This window comes from Massilia sp. DWR3-1-1 (assembly GCF_049898325.1).
Classification (GTDB): domain Bacteria; phylum Pseudomonadota; class Gammaproteobacteria; order Burkholderiales; family Burkholderiaceae_D; genus JAFCUW01.
On sequence record NZ_JAFCXL010000031.1, the window covers coordinates 16,869 to 37,587 of the forward strand.

Consider the following 20,719-nt stretch of genomic DNA (forward strand, 5'->3'; position numbering starts at 1 on the left):
CAGAAAATGCTTGCTTACTGCTCCAGCGTCCAGACGTAGGCAATGCGTGCCCAGCCCGGTTCGGCGACGCCGCCGTTCATGGCCGGCTTGAAGGTGCAGGTCGACAGCGCGGCGATGGCCGCCTTGTCGAGCTCGCGCGAACCGCTCGTCGAGTCAATGCGCGCGTCGCCGACGCGGCCATTGGTGCCCACCAGCAGGGCCAGGATCACGGTGCCGCTCTCGTTGTTGCGCGCCGCCCGCGCCGGGTAGTTCGGGGTGGCGCAGCCGCTGGCGTCGGCCAGCGCCACCGAGCGCACGCCGGCCGGCCGGGGCGCCGCCGTGGCCGGCCCCGGCTCGGCCGCCACTGCGGCGGTGGTGGGCGGCTGCGGCGCCGTCGCCGTCGATACCTCGACGCTGATGTTGTTCGGTGGCGGCGCCTGCTGCACCAGCACCTCGACGGGCGGGGCGATGACCTGCGGCGGCGCCAGCGTTGCCGGCGTCGGCACGGTGGGCGGCGGCGGTGGCGGTGGCGGCGGTGGCTCGGGCGTCAACATCAGCACCAGTTCCGCCGGCATGGCCGGCAGGGCCACGCCGCGCGTATTGAGGGTGTGGATGAAGACGGCGCCGATGGCCACGTGGAGGGCGGCGACGATGGCCAGCTTGCCGAACCTGCTGCCACCTGCTTGATGGATGGACGAGAAATGCATGGTGTTGTTTCTCCTTGTGGTCAGTGTGGGCTTGCTGGCGACTGCGTGTAAAGCAATGATATGGAACTAATATATGCTATTGCCTAGCAATTGAAAAGCATTTTAATGGCAAAAGTATAGCGATCACGATGTCGATCAGGGTTTCTGTCCGCAGGTGCTCGCCGAAAATTCCGTCTTCATACGGTGCGCGTGTGTAAAATCATTCCATTGGCGGCGGAATGCGTCCGTTGCCGCGCAAACTGAACTGCCAGGCGATAGTAATCAGGTGTAGGGCGAGCCGGCCGGCGCAAGGGAGATCTGTGGAAGCTGTTATCAATTCAAGTGCGCCGACGGACGCGCGCGCCATTCGCGTGATGCTGGCCGACGATCACCCCATCGTCATGACGGGCTTTGCCATGTCGCTTGCCGGGGTCGGCATGGACGTCGTCGGCCAGGCCCGCAGTCCCGACGAAGCGGCCGCCCTGTACGCCGCACTGCGGCCCGATGTGGCGGTGCTCGATATCCGCTTCGGCACCGAGCTGACGGGGCTGGACGCGGCGCGCACGCTGCTGGCGGGCTACCCGGACGCCAACATCGTGTTCCTCACCCAGTTCGACCAGGACAGCCTGATCAAGGAAGCCTACCGGCTGGGCGCGCGTGCTTTCGTCACCAAGGATTGCGACCCGGCCGACCTGGCCACGGCGGTGCGCCATGCGCACGAGGGCAGGCTGTATTTCCTGCCGCAGATCGCCGAGCGCCTGGCCAACCTGTCGGTGCGCGGCGACGTGTCGCCGCAGTCGCAGCTCGACGCGCGCGGCCTGGACATCTTCAAGCTGATGGCCGAGGGGCTGACCAACGCCGAAATCGCCGAGCGCCTCAATCTGTCGACCAAGACCATCAGTAACATCAGCCAGTCGGTCAAGGAAAAGCTGGGCGTGCACCGCCAGGCCCACATCACCCGTCTGGCCGTCAAGCACGGCCTGATCGAGCCCTAGTGCGGGGCGCCCGGGCCCGGCTGCTCATGCTCATGCTCACGGTCACGGTCATGGCGCCGCCAGGGCGCGCCGCCAGTGTGGCGGCGGCGCCCGCCCAGGGCTTCCGCTTTCACATCGTCACCGGCGACGACAGCGTGCAAACGCGCCGGATCGCCGACGACCTGTACAGGCGCCTGGCGCCGCTGGCCGCGAGCTTTCGCACCGAACTGGCGCAGCGGCGCCGCCTGGTCTACATCGCCATCGGTCCGGCCGCCCTGCGCGACGCCGCCAGCCGCGACGACGACAGCGTCGTCATTGCCGCGTTCACGGCCAGCCAGGTGGTACAGGCGGTGGCCGGCGCGAATGGCCACCGCGGCCACGGCGTCATCACCGCCGTGTATGCCGAGCCGGCGCCGGCCGACCAGTTGCGCCTGATCGAGCTGCTGTACCGGCGCCCCGTGCGGGTGGCCTTCGTGGCCGGCGCCGACAGCGCCCACCTCAAGCTGGTGCTGCGCGAAGCGCGCCCGGCGCTGGAAATGGCGGACATGGCGGCGGGCGAGGACATCAACCGCATCCTCAACCGCATCGCCCCCGCCGACGTGCTGCTGGCGATGCCCGACAGCGGCGTCTACAACGCCGACACCATCCGCAACATCCTGCTCTCGACCTACCGCCACAAGCAGGGGGTGATCGGTTTTTCGGCCGACATGGTCAAGGCGGGCGCGCTGGCGACGACCTATTCGGAGGTCGAAGACATCGACATCCAGGTGGCCGAGATGGCGCTGGCCTTTGCCAGCACGGGCACGCTGCCGGCGCCCCAGTTCCCCCGCTATTTCCGCACCATCGTCAACGATGGCGTGGCCCGCTCACTCGACCTCGACGTGAGCGCCGCCGCGCGCGCGCTGACGCGGCGCCCGCCCGTGGCCGTCAACTAGCATGACGCACCTGCGATTCTGGCAAAGCTGGAGCATCGGCACCCGCATGATCTTCATCACCATGCTGCCGGTGGTGTTCCTGTTTTCCTCGTTTGTCTGGTACTCGTGGTATTCGCACCGCGCCCAGGTGGCCGAGGAGCTGGCCGAGCGGGGCCGCATCCTCGCCCGCGCGCTGGCCGAGACGAGCGAATACAACGTCATCTCCGGCAACCTGTCGGACCTGCGCCTGACCATCAACGGGCTGGTGCAGTCCGATAAAAGCATCTACCGCATCGAGGTGCTCGACGCGGCCGAAAAGCAGGCCATCAGCGTCACCACCCAGTTTGCCCTGCAGGCCGAACCGCGCTCCACCACGGCGCCCATCAAGAAGCAGGTGATCTGGGTGAACCTGTTTTCCGATAACGGCGCGCCCCACGTGTCGAGCCCCAGCGACACCAAGCCGCCCACCCAGCCAGCCGAAGTGGTGGGCACGGTGCGGGTGACGATGTCGCCGACGAACATGCTGGCGACCCAGGCGCGGCGCTTTCAGATCGAACTGGGCATCGCCGCGCTGGCGCTGCTGGCGTCGGCCGCCGTCGCCCTGTTCCTGGCGCGCAGCCTGACGACGCCCTTGCGGGCGGCGATCGGCGCCCTGCGCCAGATCCGCGGCGGCGTCTACCGGGTCAGCCTGCCGGTGAGCACGGGCGGCGAGATCGGCGAATTGCAGGCCTCGATCGGCGAGATGTCGGTGGCGCTCGACCAGTCCAAGCAGCAGCTGGAAAACAAGGTGGCCGAGCGCACCCGCGCGCTCGAAGCGTCGCGCAATGAAGCGCTCAAGGCCGACGCCGACAAGCGCAAACTGATCGCCAAGGTCAATTCGATCGTCGAGGATGAGCGCAAAAGCATCGCCATCGAGATCCACGATGAACTCAATGCCTCGCTGATCGCGGCGCGCCTGGAGTCGCAGTCGATCCTGCACCTGGCCGGGAAGGCGCAAGCGGGCGACCCGGCGGCGATCGGGCAGATCATGGTCAAGTCGGCCGCCATCACCCGCCTCACGCTGGACCTGTACGCCAGCGGACGGCGGCTGGTACGGCGCCTGCGCCCGGAAGTGCTGGACATGCTGGGTCTGCACGGCGCGGTCGAGGAAATGCTGCGCCACTACGACCGCGAATCGGGCTGCCGCTTCACGTTTCACTCGGAAGGCGATTTCGCCAGCCTGGGCAACGAGCTGGCCATCTCCGCCTACCGCATCGTCCAGGAAGCGGTCTCGAACGTCATCAAGCATGCCGGCGCCAGCCACGCCGAGGTGGCGCTGATCCTGTCCCGGCGCGACAACACGCTGACCATCGAAGTGGCCGACAACGGCGACGGCTTCGATGTCGGCACGGCCTCGCCCGGCATCGGCATCATCGGCATGCGCGAGCGCGTGCATGCGCTGGGCGGCACCATCGCCTTCGACTCGGGCGCGGCGCAGGCCGCCGGCGAGGGCAGCGATGGCGACGGCGGCGACGGCGGCACGGTGGTTGCGATCACCTTGCCGCTGGGCGAGGCATCGAACGGACCGGCTGCTGTATCGTAGAGCCCTGTCAACACCAACCCTCCACCTGAAGCGACCATGGACCACACTCTCTTTACCCCCTACGAGCAGGGCAACCACAACCAGACCACCAGCTGGGCCGAGTGCATCGCCTGGTACGAGATGCTGGCGCAGCGCTTTCCCGGCGTGCTCGATTTTGCCCAGATCGGCGTGTCCGACATGGGCGTGCCCATCCACGCCGGCGTGGTCAGCGCCGACGGCGTGTTCGACCGCGCCGCCATCAAGGCGGCCGAACGTCCCGTCTTCTTCAACAACAACGGCATCCACCCGGGCGAGCCGGAAGGGGTCGACGCCTGCATGGCGCTGGTGCGCGATTTTTGCGTCGACCCGGCGCGCCTGGCCGCGCTGGGCCGCACGGTGTTCATGTTCATCCCCCTCTACAACGTCGACGGCAGCCTCAATCGCAACGACAGCTCGCGCGTGAACCAGGACGGCCCCGAGTCGTTCGGCTTTCGCGGCAACAGCCGCCACCTCGACCTGAACCGCGACTTCGTCAAGTGCGACACCCTGACGGCGCGCGTGTTCAACCAGCATTTCACCAGCTGGGACCCGGACGTCATGGTCGACACCCACACCTCCAACGGCGCCGACTACAGCTACACCATGACCTTGATTCACACCCAGGCCGACAAGCTGGGCGGCAGCCTGGGGCCGTTCCTGCGCGAGACCATGCTGCCGGCGCTTTTTGCCGGCATGGACGAACGGGGCTGGCCGACCTGCCCCTACGTCAACCCGGTGCAGGACAGCCCCGATCACGGCATCGCCGAGTTCCTCGAAACGCCGCGCTTTTCGACCGGCTACGCGGCCCTGCACCACACCATCGGCTTCATGCCCGAAACGCACATGCTCAAGAGCTTCGCGGCGCGCTACGATGCGATGCGCGCGCTGGTCGAGACGGTGCTCGAATTCACGGTGCGCCACGGCGCCACCATCGCCGCCCTGCGCCGGGTCGACCGCGCCAGCGTGAGCAGCGCGCGCAGCCTGCCGGTGCACTGGTCGATGGACGCGGCCACCCCGTCGCGGTTTCGCTTCAAGGGTTACGCGGCCGTGTACCGCCCCAGCATCCTGGGCCACTACACGCGCCTGTCCTACGACCGCTCGGCGCCGTGGGAGCGCGACATCGACTACTACGACAGCTTCCCCGCCGACGTCGACGTGCCCGCGCCGAAGGCGTATATCGTGCCGCAGCAGTGGCGCGAAGCGATCGAGCGGCTGCAGTGGAATGGCGTCGTCATGGAGCGCCTGGCGGCCGACGAAACGCGCGTGCTCGACTATTACCATGTCGACGCCGTCACCTCGCGCGCCGGCCCCTACGAGGGCCACATGTTCCATGACGAACTCACGCTGGAGCGGCACAGCGGCGCGCTGCCCTTGCGGGCGGGCGACTACGTGGTCCGGCTCGACCAGCCGCAGGCGCGCTACGCCGTCGAAATGCTCGAGCCGCAAGGGCACGACAGCTTTTTCCGCTGGGGCCTGTTCAACAGTGTGCTGGAAAAGAAGGAAGCGTATTCCGACTATGTGTTCGAAGACCACGCCGCCGAACTGCTGCGCGACGAGCCGGCCTTGCGGGCGAAGTTCGACGACTGGAAGGCGGCCAATCCCGCCATGCTGGCCGACCAGGGCGCCGTGCTCGATTTTATTTTTGCCCACTGCGAACGGTATCGCGAGAGCGAATGGCGCCGCTACCCGGTGTTCATGCTGATGGCGTAAGGGGCAGGGGGCGCGCCCCCTGCTGGTGTTAGCGGCTCGCCGCGATCCAGCGGTCGACCTTCGCTTCGAGCAGCGACAGCGGCATGGTGCCGTCCTCGAGCACGATCTCGTGAAACTTCGGCAGGCTGAAGTTCGCTCCCAGCGCCGCCTGGGCGCGCTGGCGCAGCTCGACGATTTTCAGCGCGCCGATCTTGTAGCCCAGCGCCTGGCCCGGCCACACCATGTAGCGCTCGACCTGGTTCCTGGCGTCCGCCTCGGAGTAGCCCAGCGTGGCGCGCACGTAGGCGATGGCCTGCTCGCGGCGCCATCCCTGGCTGTGCATGCCCGTGTCGACCACCAGCCGCACCGCGCGCAGCATTTCGTCGTTCAGGTGGCCAAAATAATCTTCCGGCTTGTCGAACAGGCCCATCTCCTTGCCCAGCGTTTCGGCGTACAGCGCCCAGCCTTCCGTGAAGGCGTTGTTGCCGCCGAATTTGCGGTAGTTGGGCAGTCCCAGTTCCTGCAGCAGGGCGATGTGAAAATGGTGGCCCGGCTGGCCTTCGTGCAGGAACAGGGTGACCATGCCGGTGCTGCCGTACTGGGTGGGGTCGTTCACCACCGACCAGAACACGCCCGGGCGCGAGCCGTCGGCGGCCGGCGCCGAGTAGTGGTCCGACGCCGTCGCGCGGCTGAGTTCAGGTTCGAGCCGCAGGTCCAGCGGCGCCTTCGGCATCAGCGTGAACATGGTGGGAAGCTTGAGGCGCAGCTGGGCGTCGAGCTTGCGGTAGACGTCGATGACTTGCTGGTCGGTGGTGAACGGGCGGAACTTGTCCTGTGCCGCCACCCAGTCCGGCAAGCCGCCGGCCGGCCCCGTGTAGCCCATCTTCGGCCCGACGATGGCAAATTCGCCCTGGATGCGCGCCACTTCGCGCACCCCGATGGCGTGGATCTGCTCGGGCGTGAGGGTGGTGGTGGTCTGGCTGGCCACGCGCGCGCGGTACCAGTGGGCGCCCTGCGGCAGCGCATCCCAGCCGGTGCTGGTGCGCGATGCCGGCAGGTACTCGGTGTCGATGTAGGTGGACAGGCGCGCCAAAGCCGGGTTGAGCTTGTTGGCAATGGTGGCACGCCAGGCGCTGGCCAGCGCCTGCTGGTCGGCGCCGGAACAATTCGCCGGGAAATGCGTCACGGGCGCATAAAAAATGCTGTCCTCGGGGCGCGCCGCGAGCAGCTTCCTGAACTGCGGCGCGGCCGACACCATCGCCGCGTGCGGCGCGGTGATGCCGCGCCGGACCCCTTCGCGCATGTTGGCGATGGCCTGGTCGATCCATGCCGGCAGCTGGTTCAGGCGGTTCAGGTAGGCGCGGTACTGCTTGACCGTGGTCAGGGGCTGGGCGCCCTGGCCGCTAGCGTAGTTCGCCAGCGTCACCGGCATGCTGTCCATCTGGTTAATCGGCAGCAGATGGGATGGAAAGGGCGCCAGGCGCAGTTCGGTGGCCAGTTCGTACTCGAGGATGTCGTAGTTGATGCGCCCCTTGTCCGACAGCGTCGCCCGGTCGATCGCCCGCAGGCGCTGCGCAAAGCCGCGGTACAGGGCGTACTGGCGGGCGCGCACGGCGGGCGCGATCGACAGGCCCAGCTGGTCGTCGAAGCGCGCATCGCCGTTCTCGGTGGCGTTGACCGGCTCGAACCGGGCGTTCGCCTCGTAATAGGCGGCGGCCACGGCGTCGAGGCGCTGGCCCGCCTGCACATTGACGGTGGCGCTGGTGGTGGCGGCGGCGGCAGGGCCGGCCGGCGCGGCGTGGGCTGGCGCGAGCGCCAGCGCGGCACAGACGGCGGCGCAGATCGACAGCATCTTCATGAAGGGGACTTTCTTTATTTGGACAGGGCGACCAGGGCGCCATTCTTGAACGTGTACATCGTCACCGTCGACGCCTTCAGGTTGCCATTGGCGTCGTAGCTGTAGCTGCCCACCACGCCGGGGTAGCTGATGGTGCGCATGGCGGCGGCCACCACCGAGGGATCGAGCGAATTGCTCGCGCCCATGGCGCTGGCGATGAACATGGTCTGGTCATAGAAGGCGGCGGCGTAGACGTCGGGCTGGCGCTTGAAGCGGGCCTGGTAGCGGGCCTGGAAGGCGGGGCCGGCCTGTTGTTTTTCCAGCACCGCGCCGGCCTGGGCGCACAGCACGTTGGCGCCGACGGCATCGCCGCCCAGCTTGGCCATCTCGGGACTGCACAGGGTGTCGCCGCCGAGCAGCCTGGCGTTCATCCCCAGCGCCTTCATCTGGCGCGCCATCGGCGCCGCCTGCGGCGCGTAGCCGCCGAAGAAAATCGCGTCGACTTTTTTCGCTTTCAGGCGCGTGAGGATGGCGGCGAAATCGCTGGCCTTGTCGGTGGTGAATTCCTGGCCGGCGATCTGCATGCCGGCCGCCTTGGCCTGGCGGCTAAATTCGGCGGCGATGCCCTGACCGAAGGCGGTGCGGTCGTCGATCACGCCGACGGTCTTGAGTTTCAAGGCGCTGGCGGCGTAACTGGCCACCTGCGCGCCCACCTGGGCGTCGCTGGCGACGGTGCGAAACACCAGTTTATAGCCGGACTCGGTGATCTTCGGATTGGTGCCGACGGTCGACATCATGATGCCGGCGTCGTTGTAGACGCGCGCGGCAGGCAGCGCCACGCCCGAGTTGTACGGCCCCAGCACGAAGCGCACGCCGGCGTCGGCGAACTTCTGGGCCACGTTGACGCCCGCTTTCGGGTCGCCCTGGTCGTCTTCCGACAGCAGCTCGAAACGCAGCCGCTTGCCGGCCACCTTGAGCGATCGCGCATTGAGCTCGTCGACCGCCAGGCGCACGCCGTTTTCATTGTCCTTGCCGGCGAAGGCGTTGGCGCCCGACAGGGGGCCGGACAGGCCGATTTTCACCACCTGTTCTTCGGCTGCGGCTGCGGCCACGCTGGCGGACAGGCAGAGGGCGGCGGGCAGGCAGACGGCGGCGATACGAAACAGTTTCATGACAGTCTCCTTGTGGGATCCATGCCCGTCAGGCGGGCAAATCGCGGGCGATCAGCTCGAGCGGCAGCGCCGTCGAGTACTTGATCTGCTCCATCGAAAACGCCGACGACACCCCGGTCAGGTGCGCCGTCGAGGCAATGAGCTTCTTGTAAAAGCGGTCGTAGCCGCCGATATCGGTGGTGACGACCTTGAGTAAATAATCGACGTCGCCGCTCATGCGGTGAAATTCCAGCACTTCCGGCAGGGCGACGACGGCGGCGGCGAAGCGCTGCAGCCATTTTTCGTCGTGCTCGGAGGTGCGGATGCTGACGAACACCGTCACCGGCAAGCCCACCTTGTGGCGGTTGACCAGGGTGACGCGGTGTTCGATGTAGCCGTCCTCTTCGAGCCGCTTGACGCGCTTCCAGCAGGGGGTGCTCGACAGGCCAACCTTCTCGGCCAGGCCCGCAATCGACAGCGTGGCATCGGACTGCAAGGCAGTCAATATGGCACAATCGAATTTATCCAGATGACTCATGCTATTTTTTTCTATTTATTGGTATATATATGCTGTTATTTGAAATTATTCGATATTAATTAGGACGTATTCTGCGCGGCAACGATGTAATATATTAAACAAATCTCCCCCTCCTGACAGTATTTAATTCATTTTTATTTTCACTATGACAAACGAAGTTTACCTCGACGCCAACGCCACCTCGCCCGCCCTGCCGCTCGCCATCGCCGCCGCGGTCGATGCCATGCAAGAGCGCTTCGGCAATCCCAGCAGCAGCCATGCGGCCGGCCTGCGCGCGCGCGCCATGCTGGGCGAGGCGCGCGCCGCCGCGCGCCGGGTGATCGGGGCGGGCCAGGGGGAGCTCGTGTTTACCAGTGGCGCCACCGAGGCGATCCAGACGGCGGTGCTGTCGGCCCTGTGCGATCTGCGCCAGCGCCAGCTGGCCGGCGAAGCGGTGGGCGATCTGCTGCTGTACGGCGCCACCGAGCACAAGGCGATCCCCGAATGCCTGGCCCACTGGAATCGCATCCTCGGCACCGGCTGCGTGGTGCAGGCGCTGGCGGTCGACGCCGACGGCCGCCACCGGCTCGACCTGCTGCAGGAGATGGCGCCGCGCGCCGCCCTGGTGTGCACCATGGCGGCCAACAACGAGACGGGCGTGGTGGCCGAGCTGGCCGCCATCGAAGCGGTGCTCGCCGCGCACGCCCCGCGCGCCTTGTGGCTGGTCGATTGCGTGCAGGCGCTGGGCAAGCTGCCGCTTGCGCTGGCCACCACCGCCATCGACTACGCGGTCTTTTCCGGCCACAAGCTGTACGCGCCCAAGGGCATCGGCATGCTGTACGTGCGCCAGCACGCGCCGTTCACGCCCCTGATGATGGGCGGCGGCCAGGAAAGCGGGCTGCGCTCGGGCACCGAGAACATGGCCGGCATCGCTGCCCTGGGCGCCGTGCTGGGGGCATTCGAGCGGGGCGAACTGTTCCGCCGCCCCGACCAGCTGGCGCTGCTGCGCGAGCGCCTCGCCGCCGCCCTGACGGCCAGTTTTCCCGGCCTGGTGTTCAATGCGCCGTTCGCCCACAGCCTGCCCACCACCCTCAATTTTTCCGTTCCCGGGGTGACCTCGGACACGCTTCTCAAGCTGTTCGACGCCGCCGGCGTGCGCGTCAGCGCCGGCTCGGCCTGTTCGGCCGCTGCCGCCAGCGCCAGCCACGTGCTCACCGCCATGGGCGTGGCCGGCGCGCGCGCCGGCAGCGCCGTGCGGCTCTCGTTCAGCCCCACCGCCACCGACGCCTTCATCGACGGCGCCTGCGCCCGCATTGCCCGCTGCGGCGCCGCGCTGGCCCGGCACGGCGCGCCGGCCGACAGCGTCACGCCATCGGCCAGCGCGGTGGTGGCCGACGGCGCCGACCACGTCGACGGCGCCGAACTGGCCGCGTTCCTGGCGCGCCACCCGCAGGCCCGCCTGGTCGACGTGCGCGAAGCGTGCGAACATGCCGCCGCCGCGGCCGGCCCCTGGCACGGCCGCGCCATCGACAGCGTGCCGCTGAGCGCGCTGCCGGCGCAGCTCGATGCGCTGCTGGCCCAGCCCGCCCGGCCCCTGCTGCTGTTCTGCCGCAGCGGCCAGCGCAGCCTCAAGGCGCTGCACCTGCTGCGCGCCGCCGGCCACCAAAACGTCTATCATCTGGCGGGTGGCGTGGCGCTGGCGCCGCAGTAAATTGCTGCGCCGCATCACCGTCCGGCACAGGGCGTCTGTTCGCTGGCGCACAGTGCGCAAGGGGTGCTCTGGGGTAGGATAGGAGTAGCCGTTCGCTCATGCTTTCCCGCCTTGAATGACCCGGTCGCGACCCGCCTGTTTTGGGCGGATGGCAGCTCACGCCTATGCGAGGTCACTGTTGAACCAAGAATCCCTGACGCTGTCCGATACCCGCTACCCATGGCAGAGCACTGCCAGCCAAAGTGTCGATGGCGCCGTCGCCGATGATGAGCTGCCGCTGCGTTCCGAACTGTTCAGCGCGGCCCAGATGGCGGCCCACGGTGGCCACCTGGCGGCGCGCCACCAGCTGAGCAAGAAGGGCGGCCCCGATCGCCTGCTCAGCCGCCTGACCGAGAACGCCGAAGTCATTGCCGCCACCTGCGACGAACTGACCGCCGCTATCAAGGCGGGGCGCCAGATCACCCCCGCCTCCGAGTGGCTGCTCGATAATTTCTACCTGATCGAAGAGCAGATCCGCACGGCCCGCCGGCACCTGCCGAAAGACTACAGCAAGGAGCTGCCGCGCCTGTCGAACCCGGACGCCGAGGGCAATCCCCGCGTCTACCAGATCGCCCTCGAGATCATCTCGCACGGCGACGGCCGGGTCGACCCGGAGAGCCTGTCGCGCTTCGTCGATGCCTACCAGGAGGGCGCTTCGCTGAAACTGGGCGAGCTGTGGGCCATTCCCATCATGCTGCGCCTGGCCCTGATCGAAAACCTGCGCCGCGTGGCCGCCCGCGTCTACGACAACCGCACCCAGCGCGACCGCGCCAACAGCTGGGCCGACCAGATGACGGCGACGGCCGAAAAAAGCCCGTCCGACCTGATCTTGCTGGTGGCCGACATGGCCCGCTCGCGCCAGCCCATGAGCAGTGGCTTCGTCGCCGAACTGGCGCGCCGCCTGCAGGGCCAGAACTCGGCGCTGGCGGTGGCCCTGCAATGGGTCACCACCCGGCTGGCCGACGCCGGTCTGACCATCGAGCAGCAGATCCAGGCCGAGATTCAGCAGCAGGCGGCCGACCAGGTCACCATCAGCAACAGCATCGGCAGCCTGCGATTTCTGGCCACGATGGACTGGCGCGAATTCGTCGAAACCATGAGCGCGGTCGAATCGACCCTGCGCCTGGACCCGGCCGACACCTACGGCAAGATGGATTTCGCCACCCGCGACAATTACCGCCACGTCATCGAGCGGCTCGCCAAGCAGTCCGGCATGGCCGAGACCGAGGTCGCCGCCACTGTGCTGGCCATTGCCCAGCAGCCGCGCGAGCAGGGGCCGGACCTGCGCACGCGCCACGTCGGCTACTACCTGGTCGGCAACGGCCTGCCGGCGCTGGAAAAACGCATCAAGACGCGCCAGCCGGTGGCCGATGTGCTCAACAAGGTGGGCCGCGCCGCGCCGCTGGCGTCCTACCTGGGCGCCATTGGCGCCTTCACCGCGCTGTTCGCCGGCAGTGTGACGATCCACGCCTGGCGCGGCGGCCTCGATGGCGTCTTGCTGGTGCTGCTGGCCGTGTTTTGCACCATCGGCGCGAGCCAGCTGGCGCTGGCGCTGGTCAATTTCATGGCCACCCAGCTCACGCGCCCGCACCCGCTGCCGCGCATGGACTTCAAGACCGGCCTGCCGGACGACGCCCATGCCATCGTGGTGGTGCCGTCGATGATCAACAGCCCTGCCAATATCGCCTCGCTGGTCGACGACCTGGAAGTGCGCTACCTGGCCAACCGCGACCCGGCCCTGCGCTTTTGCCTGCTGACCGATTTCGGCGATGCCGCCAGCGAAACCATGCCGGACGACGCCGCGCTGATGGCCGCCGCGCGCGCCGCCATCGAGCAGCTCAACGACAAGTACCAGCGGGAAGCGGCAGTCGGTCCGGTCGGCGTGCCGATGCTCGACGGCGTGCCCGATCCGGAGCCGGCGGGCACGCCATTCCTGCTGCTGCACCGCCCGCGCCGCTGGAACGCCAGCGAACGGACGTGGATGGGCGAAGAGCGCAAGCGCGGCAAGCTGGGCGACTTCAACACCTTCCTGCGCGGCGGCGCGCGCGACAAGTTCTGCCTGGTGGTGGGCGACACCTGCGGCCTGGAGAACATCCGCTACGTCATCACCCTCGACACCGACACCCAGCTGCCGCGCGATGCCGCCCGCCAGTTCGTCGCCACCATGGCGCACCCGCTCAACCAGCCCTTGCTCAACAGCGCCGGCACCCGCGTCGTCGAAGGCTACGGCATCCTGCAACCGCGCGTGGCCGCCTCGCTGCCCAGCGAAAACGCCTCGCGCTACGAGCGCCTGTGCGGCGGCGAACCGGGCATCGACCCGTACACCCGCACCGTCTCCGACGTCTACCAGGACGTGTTCTACGAGGGCTCGTTCGTTGGCAAGGGCATCTACGACGTCGACATGTTCGAACGGCTGCTGGCCGACCGCCTGCCCGACAACCAGGTGCTCAGCCACGATCTGCTGGAGGGGAACTACCTGCGCGCCGGCCTGCTGTCGGACGCCCAGCTCTACGAAGCCTATCCGGCCCGCTTCAGCGACGACGTCAAGCGCCGCCACCGCTGGATCCGCGGCGACTGGCAATTGCTGGGCTGGCTGCTGCCCAGCGTGCCCGCCGCCCACGGCAAGCGCGAGAAAAATCCCCTGTCGGCGCTGTCGCGCTGGAAGCTGTTCGACAACCTGCGCCGCAGCGTCGTCGCGCCGGTGCTGACGGCCCTGCTGCTGATGGCGTGGGCCTCGCTGCCGTCGCCGTGGTTCTGGAGTGCGGCGGTGCTGGCGGTGATCTTCCTGCCGACTTTCGTCAACGCCCTGTTCGGCCTGATCGAAAAACCGCACGACATGGGCTGGAACCAGCACCTGCAATCGGGCCTGCCCAGCCTGCGCGCGATGTTCGGCCACGCCATCCTGCAAACCGCCTTCCTGCCCTACGAAGCGTGGTTCAACGCCGACGCCATCGTGCGCACCTGCTGGCGCATGCTGGTCTCGCGCCGCCACCTGCTCGAATGGCAGCCATCGAACCAGGCAAGCTCGTCGACCGACCTGGAAGCGAGCTTGCGCCGCATGTGGTTCGCGCCCGGCCTGTCCATCGGCGCCGCGCTGATGGTCTCGTACGCCAATCCGGCCGCGCTGTTTGCCGCCGCGCCGGTGCTGCTGCTGTGGTTCCTCTCGCCGGTGCTGGCCTGGTGGATCAGCCTGCCCGTGCCGCGCAGCATCGCCCGCCTGAGCGCCGTCCAGACCCTGTTCCTGCAGACGCTGGCGCGCCGCACCTGGGGCTTTTTCGAAGACTTCGTCGGCGCGGCCGACAACCATCTGCCGCCCGACAATATGCAGGAGCACCCCACCTCGGTGGTGGCGCACCGCACCTCGCCGACCAATATCGGCATGTCGCTGCTGGCCAACCTGACCGCCTACGACTTCGGTTTCAGCACCGCCGGCCAGGCCATCGAACGGGTCAGCAACACCTTCGCCACCATGGACCGCATGGAGCGCCACCACGGCCACTTCTATAACTGGTACGACACCCAAAGCCTGGCGCCGCTGCTGCCGATGTACGTCTCGGCGGTCGACAGTGGCAACCTGGCCGGCCACCTGCTGACCCTGGCCCCGGGCCTGGCGGCGCTGGCCGACCAGCCCATCGTCAGCGCCCGCTCGCTCGACGGCATCGCCATCACCCTGCAGTTGCTGCTCGAGGCGACGCAGGACGAAGAGCGGCCGGCCAGCCCGCCCACCGCCGTCATCGGCGCCGGCGTCATCACCATCGCCGGCGCCGGCGCCGGCGCCGCCAGCGCCGCGCTGGTGGCCGACGCCGTCGCCGACATGCAGGCGCTGCTGGCCGACGGTGCGCGCCATGCGCACACCTTGCCCGGCCTGGCCGACAGTTTCAGCCAGCTGGCCGTGGCCGCCTGCGCGCTGTCCGAGCAGATCGCCGCCGCGCCCGAGCACGACACCGTGCTGGCCGCCTGGTGCGAAAAGCTGGCCGTGCAGTGCCGCTGCGCCCGCGACGAACTGTTCGCGCTGGCGCCGTGGATGCGCGCCGCCCAGGAATACGTCGTCGATTCGAGCCTGACCCGGATTCCCACCTTGCGCGAGCTGGCCAGCTTCACCCTGGCCGCCGGCGCCGTGACGGACCTGGCGCCGGCCGAGCGCGCGCGCCAGCACGCGCTCACGCACATGGTGGCCGAAGGCAGCGCCGCCGCCCTGCGCCGGCTGCTCGAGCTGGCCGAACTGGCTGCGCGTGCGCGTGCCTTCGCCCAGATGGAATTCGGCTTCCTCTACAACGCCACCACCAACCTGATGGCGATCGGCTACAACGTCTCCGACCGCCGCCTCGACGTCAGCTGCTACGATTTGCTGGCCTCGGAAGCGCGCCTGGCCAGTTTCGTCGGCATCGCCCAGGGCCAGTTCCCGCAAGAGCACTGGTTCGCCCTGGGCCGCCAGCTGTGCCTGGTCGGCGGCGAGCCGCTGCTGCTGTCCTGGAGCGGCTCGATGTTCGAATACCTGATGCCGCTGCTGGTCATGCCGACCTTCGAGGACACGCTGCTCGACCAGACCTACCGCGCCATCATCAAGACGCAGATCGACTACGGCCGCCAGCGCGGCACGCCGTGGGGCATTTCCGAGTCCGGATACAACACCGTCGACGCCAACCTGAACTACCAGTACCGCGCCTTCGGCGTGCCCGGCACGGGCATGAAACGGGGCCTGGGCGACGACCTGGTGATTGCCCCCTACGCCACCATGATGGGCTTGATGGTGGACGCCGAAGCGGCCACCGACAACCTGCAACGCATGGCCGCGCTGGGCTTCATGGGCAACTACGGCTTCTACGAGGCGATCGACTACACCACCGCGCGCCTGCCGCGCGGCCAGGAGTTCGCCGTGGTGCGCTCGTTCATGGCACACCACCAGGGCATGGGCTTCCTGTCGCTGTCCTACCTGCTGCACGACCGCCCCATGCAAAAGCGCTTCGACGCCGATCCGCTGTTCCAGGCCACCATGCTGGTGCTGCAGGAGCGCGTGCCGAAAGCGGGCGCCTTCCAGTCGCACACGGCCGACCTGGCCGCGGTGCGCGCGCCCAGCACCGACGCCTCGATGCCGATGCGGATCATCGGCCAGACCAGCACGCCGCAGCCGGAAGTGCAGCTGCTCTCGAACGGCCGCTATCACGTCATGGTCACTTCGTCCGGCGGCAGCTACAGCCGCTGGAAGGACCTGGCGGTGACGCGCTGGCGCGAAGACGCCACCACCGACAACTGGGGCAATTTCTGCTACGTGCGCGACGTCGACAGCGGCGCGTTCTGGTCGACCACGTACCAGCCCACCCTGGTCGAGCCGAAGAAATACGAAGTGATCTTCTCGGAAGGGCGCGCCGAGTTCCGCCGCCAGGACCGCGGCCTCGAGCTCTACACGGAGATCGTCGTCTCGCCCGAGGACGATATCGAAATGCGGCGTACCCGCATCACCAACAAGTCGTCGGTGCGCCGCACCATCGAGGTGACCAGCTACGCCGAAGTGGTGATGGCGCCGGCCGCCGCCGACAACGCCCATCCGGCGTTTTCCAAGCTGTTCGTGCAGACCGAAATCCTGCGCAACGAAAACGCCATCCTGTGCACGCGCCGGCCCCGCTCGAAGGGCGAGCACATGCCGTATCTGCTGAACCTGATGACGGTCCACGACGGCGTGCTGATCGACGCCAGTTTCGAAACGAGCCGCGCCGAATTCATCGGCCGCGCCAACAGCACGGTGGCGCCGCGCGCCATGCTCGAGAGCGCGCCACTGGGCGGCTCGGAAGGCTCGGTGCTCGATCCGATCGTCGCCATTCGCTATAAAATCACGCTGCAGCCGGACCAGCAGGTCATCCTCGACCTGGTCACGGGCATGACGGAAACGCGCGAGGCGGCCCTGCACCTGATCGACAAATACCAGGACCGCCACCTGGCCGACCGCGTCTTCGAACTGGCCTGGACCCACAGCCAGGTGGTGCTGCGCCAGCTCAACGCCAGCGAAGCCGATGCCCAGCTCTACAGCCGCCTGGCCAGTTCCGTCATCTATCCGAACGCCAGCCTGCGCGCCGATCCGTCGGTACTGATCCGCAATCACCGCGGCCAGTCGGGCTTGTGGGCGTATGCCATTTCGGGCGACTTGCCGATCGTGCTCATGCAGATCAACGACCCCGCCAACATCGACCTGGCGCGCCAGATGGTGCAGGCGCACGCCTACTGGCGCCTCAAGGGGCTGGTGGTCGACCTGGTGATCTGGTACGAAGACCAGTCGGGCTACCGCCAGGCGCTGCACGACCAGATCATGGGTCTGATCGCCTCCGGCATCGACGCCCAGGCGATCGACCGCCCGGGCGGCATCTTCGTGCGCCTGCTCGACCAGATTTCCAGCGAAGACCGGGTGCTGATGCAGTCGGTGGCGCGCGCCATCCTGACCGATGGCAAGGGCACCCTGGCCGACCAGATCAAGCGGGCCGCGCCGGGCTTTCCGAAACTGCCGCCGGGCGTGTTCGAAGCGAAGGCCGAGCCTTACCAGTTGCGGCCGGCCGCGGTGGCGCTGGCGCGCGAAGGGCAGGCGCAAGCGGCCCTGATCCTCGACAACGGCACCGGCGGCTTCACCGCCGACGGGCGCGAATACGTCATTCGCACGGACGGCCACACGCGCACGCCGGCGCCGTGGGTCAATGTGCTGGCCAACCCCAGTTTCGGTTCGGTCGTGTCGGAGTCGGGCCAGGCCTACACCTGGAGCGAAAACGCCCACGAATTTCGCCTCACGCCGTGGGACAACGACCCCGTGGCCGACAGCAGCGGCGAAGCGTTTTATATTCGCGACGAGAGCACCGGCACGTTCTGGTCGCCCACCGCCTTGCCCGTGCGCGGCGACGGCAAGTACACCACCCGCCATGGCTTCGGCTACAGCGTGTTCGAGCACGACCGCGAGGCGATCCATTCGACCCTGACCACCTTCGTCGCGCTCGACGCCCCCGTCAAGTATTCGGTCGTCAAGCTCAGGAACGACAGCACGGTGCCGCGCAAGCTCTCCGTCACCGGCTACGTCGAATGGGTGCTGGGCGACCTGCGCTCGAAGTCGGCCATGCACGTGGTGACGGAGCAGGATCCGCAATCGGGCGCGCTGTTTGCCCGCAATGCCTACAACACGGAGTTTTCCGGCCGCGTCGGCTTCTTCCAGGTGGAGGCGCAAAGCCGCACCTTCACGGCCGACCGCAATGAATTCCTGGGCCGTAACCGCAGCCTGGCCCGGCCCGCCGCCATGCTGCGCGCGCGCCTGTCGGGCAAGCTGGGCGCCGCGCTCGATCCGTGCGCGGCGATCCAGGTGCAGATCGAACTGCAGCCGGGCCAGGAACGCGAGCTGGTGTTCATGCTGGGCGTGGGCGGGCGCCGCAACGCCGACGCCAGCGGCCTGGTGCAGAAGTACAACGGCAGCGCCGCCGCCGCCGCCGCCTTCGAGATGGTGCACGAGCACTGGACGCGGGTACTGGGCGCGGTGCGCATCGAAACGCCCGAGCCGCAGATCGACGTCATCGCCAACGGCTGGCTGATGTACCAGACCATCGCCTGCCGCATGTGGGCGCGCAGCGGCTATTACCAGTCCGGCGGCGCATTCGGCTTCCGCGACCAGCTGCAAGATGCCATGGCGATGATCCACACCCAGCCGCACATCCTGCGCGAACACCTGATCCTGTGCGCGGCCCACCAGTTCGTCGAGGGCGACGTGCAGCACTGGTGGCATCCGCCGACCGACCGCGGGGTGCGCACGCACTGCTCGGACGACTACCTGTGGCTGCCGCTGGCGGCGCACCGTTACGTCACCAGCACCGGCGACACGGGCGTGCTCGACCAGCAGGCGCCGTTCCTCGAGGGCCGCATGCTGGCCCCCGATGAAGAGTCCTACTACGACATGTTCGGCCACACCCACCAGACGGCCAGCCTGTACGAACACTGCGTGCGGGCGATCCGCCGCGGCTTGCGCTTCGGCGAGCACGGCCTGCCCCTGATCGGCACGTGCGACTGGAACGACGGCATGGACCGGGTCGGCAACGAAGGCAAGGGCGAGTCGGTCTGGCTGGCCTGGTTCCTGTTCGACGTGCTCACCAAGTTCGCCCGTGTCGCCGACCTGCGCGGCGACACCGTGTTCGCCGAGACCTGCCGCGCCGAGGCGGTCACGCTGGCCGCCAACGTCGAACAGCACGCCTGGGACGGCCAGTGGTACCGGCGCGCCTATTTTGATGACGGCACCCCGCTCGGTTCGCACACCAACGACGAATGCCAGATCGACTCGATCTCGCAAAGCTGGGGTGTGCTGTCGGGCGCGGGCGATCCGGCGCGCCTGGCCAGTGCCATGCACGAAGTTGACCAGCGCCTGGTGCGGCGCGACTACGGCCTGGTGCAACTGCTCGATCCGCCCTTCGACAATGGCGTGTTGAACCCCGGCTACATCCGCGGCTACGTGCCCGGCGTGCGCGAAAACGGCGGCCAGTACACCCACGCCGCCATCTGGACGGCGATGGCCTTCGCCAGGATGGGCGACAGCGAAAAGGCATGGGAACTGCTGCGCATGATCAACCCGGTCCAGCACGGCGCCAGCGCCCGCGGCGCGGCCCTGTACAAGGTCGAACCGTACGTGGTGGCGGCCGACGTGTATGCCGTCTCGCCCCATATCGGCCGCGGCGGCTGGAGCTGGTACACGGGCTCGTCGGGCTGGATGTACCGCCTGATCGTCGAGTCGCTGCTGGGACTGGACCTGGCGATCGACCAGCTGACCGTGGCGCCGCACCTGCCGGCCGGCTGGGACGGCTTTACCATCCACTACCAGTACCGCACGGCCAGCTATGCCATTGCCGTGACGGCCGGCGCCCAGACCCACATGACGGTCGACGGCGCGGCGGTGGCGGGCACGGTCATTGCGCTGGTCGACGATGGCGGCACGCACCAGGTGACGCTGGTGGTGTCGCCGGCGTAGCAGCCTGCCTTGCCGTATGAAATGGGGTCAGGCACGGCGTGCCTGACCCCATTTTTTTGGCGCTTTCACCGTTTGCTGTGGGTCGACACCGAACCGATTTGAATTGCTGAGGTCAAACCTGCTCCACCAACGTGATGGGAGAGCAGCATGGCGCAAGGCAAGCAGGTCCGTCCGAATTTCACCCGTCTGTTCTCCCGGCTGCGCGCCTTTAATACGCATCAGAGACTGGCCGTCTGCTGCTTTATGTCGGCGCTCGTCAACGGCGAGCGCATCGCCGCACTGATCGATCAGATCGCCCGTGCGCACAGCGTGTGTCCCCGCTGCGCATCGCGCCAGTTCGGCCGCCACGGCTTCGCCAATGGCCTGCAGCGATACCGCTGCAGAGCCTGTGGAAAAACTTTTAATGGTTTAACGGGCACGCCATTGGCGCGCCTGCGCCTCAAGGGCAAGTGGCTCGCGTATTTCGATTGCCTGCGCGACCCGGCCTGCACCGTCAAAAGCGCCGCCGAGAAAGTGCAGGTGCACACCAATACCAGTTTTAGATGGCGCCACCGCTTCCTGCACTGGGTCAAGTTCGACCGACCCGCCACACTGCAAGGCATCACCGAGGCCGACGAGACGTTTTTGCTCGAATCGGAGAAGGGG

Annotated in this window: 11 protein-coding genes; 7 read left to right on the top strand and 4 right to left on the bottom strand. The window is 67.7% G+C overall.

Annotation, left to right across the window (positions count from 1 at the left end; genetic code table 11):
- Window positions 1-14 precede the first annotated feature (14 nt).
- Window positions 15-686, bottom strand: a complete 672-nt coding sequence (locus tag ACP7EY_RS22215; RefSeq protein WP_426197455.1) for an energy transducer TonB — start codon at window positions 684-686, stop codon at window positions 15-17.
- Between the two features lie 299 nt (window positions 687-985).
- Between ACP7EY_RS22215 and ACP7EY_RS22220 the strand changes: the two genes are divergently transcribed.
- The 4 genes from ACP7EY_RS22220 to ACP7EY_RS22235 are packed head-to-tail and all read left to right on the top strand — an operon-like array spanning window position 986 to window position 5,863.
- Entirely contained in the window at window positions 986-1,660 is a 675-nt protein-coding gene (locus tag ACP7EY_RS22220) for a response regulator transcription factor (RefSeq protein WP_426197456.1), read from the top strand.
- A 26-nt stretch (window positions 1,661-1,686) separates the two neighbouring features.
- Window positions 1,687-2,574: a hypothetical protein gene (locus ACP7EY_RS22225; protein WP_426197457.1), complete on the top strand. Its 888-nt coding sequence runs from the start codon at window positions 1,687-1,689 to the stop codon at window positions 2,572-2,574.
- A gap of 1 nt (window position 2,575) precedes the next feature.
- Window positions 2,576-4,135 carry a HAMP domain-containing sensor histidine kinase gene (locus ACP7EY_RS22230; RefSeq protein ID WP_426197458.1) on the top strand — a complete coding sequence of 520 codons (1,560 nt, stop codon included), beginning with the start codon at window positions 2,576-2,578 and terminating at the stop codon, window positions 4,133-4,135.
- Between the two features lie 36 nt (window positions 4,136-4,171).
- Window positions 4,172-5,863, top strand: coding sequence for a M14 family zinc carboxypeptidase (locus tag ACP7EY_RS22235; protein ID WP_426197459.1), 1,692 nt, complete (start codon window positions 4,172-4,174; stop codon window positions 5,861-5,863).
- 28 nt (window positions 5,864-5,891) lie between these two features.
- Here the strand turns inward: ACP7EY_RS22235 and ACP7EY_RS22240 are convergent, their stop codons facing one another.
- The 3 genes from ACP7EY_RS22240 to ACP7EY_RS22250 are packed head-to-tail and all read right to left on the bottom strand — an operon-like array spanning window position 5,892 to window position 9,368.
- Entirely contained in the window at window positions 5,892-7,700 is a 1,809-nt protein-coding gene (locus tag ACP7EY_RS22240) for a DUF885 domain-containing protein (RefSeq protein ID WP_426197460.1), read from the bottom strand.
- Between the two features lie 14 nt (window positions 7,701-7,714).
- Window positions 7,715-8,851 carry a branched-chain amino acid ABC transporter substrate-binding protein gene (locus tag ACP7EY_RS22245; protein WP_426197461.1) on the bottom strand — a complete coding sequence of 379 codons (1,137 nt, stop codon included), beginning with the start codon at window positions 8,849-8,851 and terminating at the stop codon, window positions 7,715-7,717.
- Between the two features lie 28 nt (window positions 8,852-8,879).
- Complete coding sequence (locus tag ACP7EY_RS22250) at window positions 8,880-9,368, bottom strand: Lrp/AsnC family transcriptional regulator (protein WP_426197462.1); 489 nt, start codon at window positions 9,366-9,368, stop codon at window positions 8,880-8,882.
- Window positions 9,369-9,513: 145 nt separating this feature from the next.
- Between ACP7EY_RS22250 and ACP7EY_RS22255 the strand changes: the two genes are divergently transcribed.
- The 3 genes from ACP7EY_RS22255 to ACP7EY_RS22265 all read left to right on the top strand — a co-directional run.
- Window positions 9,514-11,058, top strand: coding sequence for an aminotransferase class V-fold PLP-dependent enzyme (locus tag ACP7EY_RS22255; protein ID WP_426197463.1), 1,545 nt, complete (start codon window positions 9,514-9,516; stop codon window positions 11,056-11,058).
- 148 nt (window positions 11,059-11,206) lie between these two features.
- Window positions 11,207-20,074 carry a GH36-type glycosyl hydrolase domain-containing protein gene (locus ACP7EY_RS22260; RefSeq protein ID WP_426197464.1) on the top strand — a complete coding sequence of 2,956 codons (8,868 nt, stop codon included), beginning with the start codon at window positions 11,207-11,209 and terminating at the stop codon, window positions 20,072-20,074.
- Between the two features lie 147 nt (window positions 20,075-20,221).
- On the top strand, window positions 20,222-20,719 hold a 498-nt coding region (locus ACP7EY_RS22265), incomplete at its 3' end, for a transposase (RefSeq protein ID WP_426197465.1).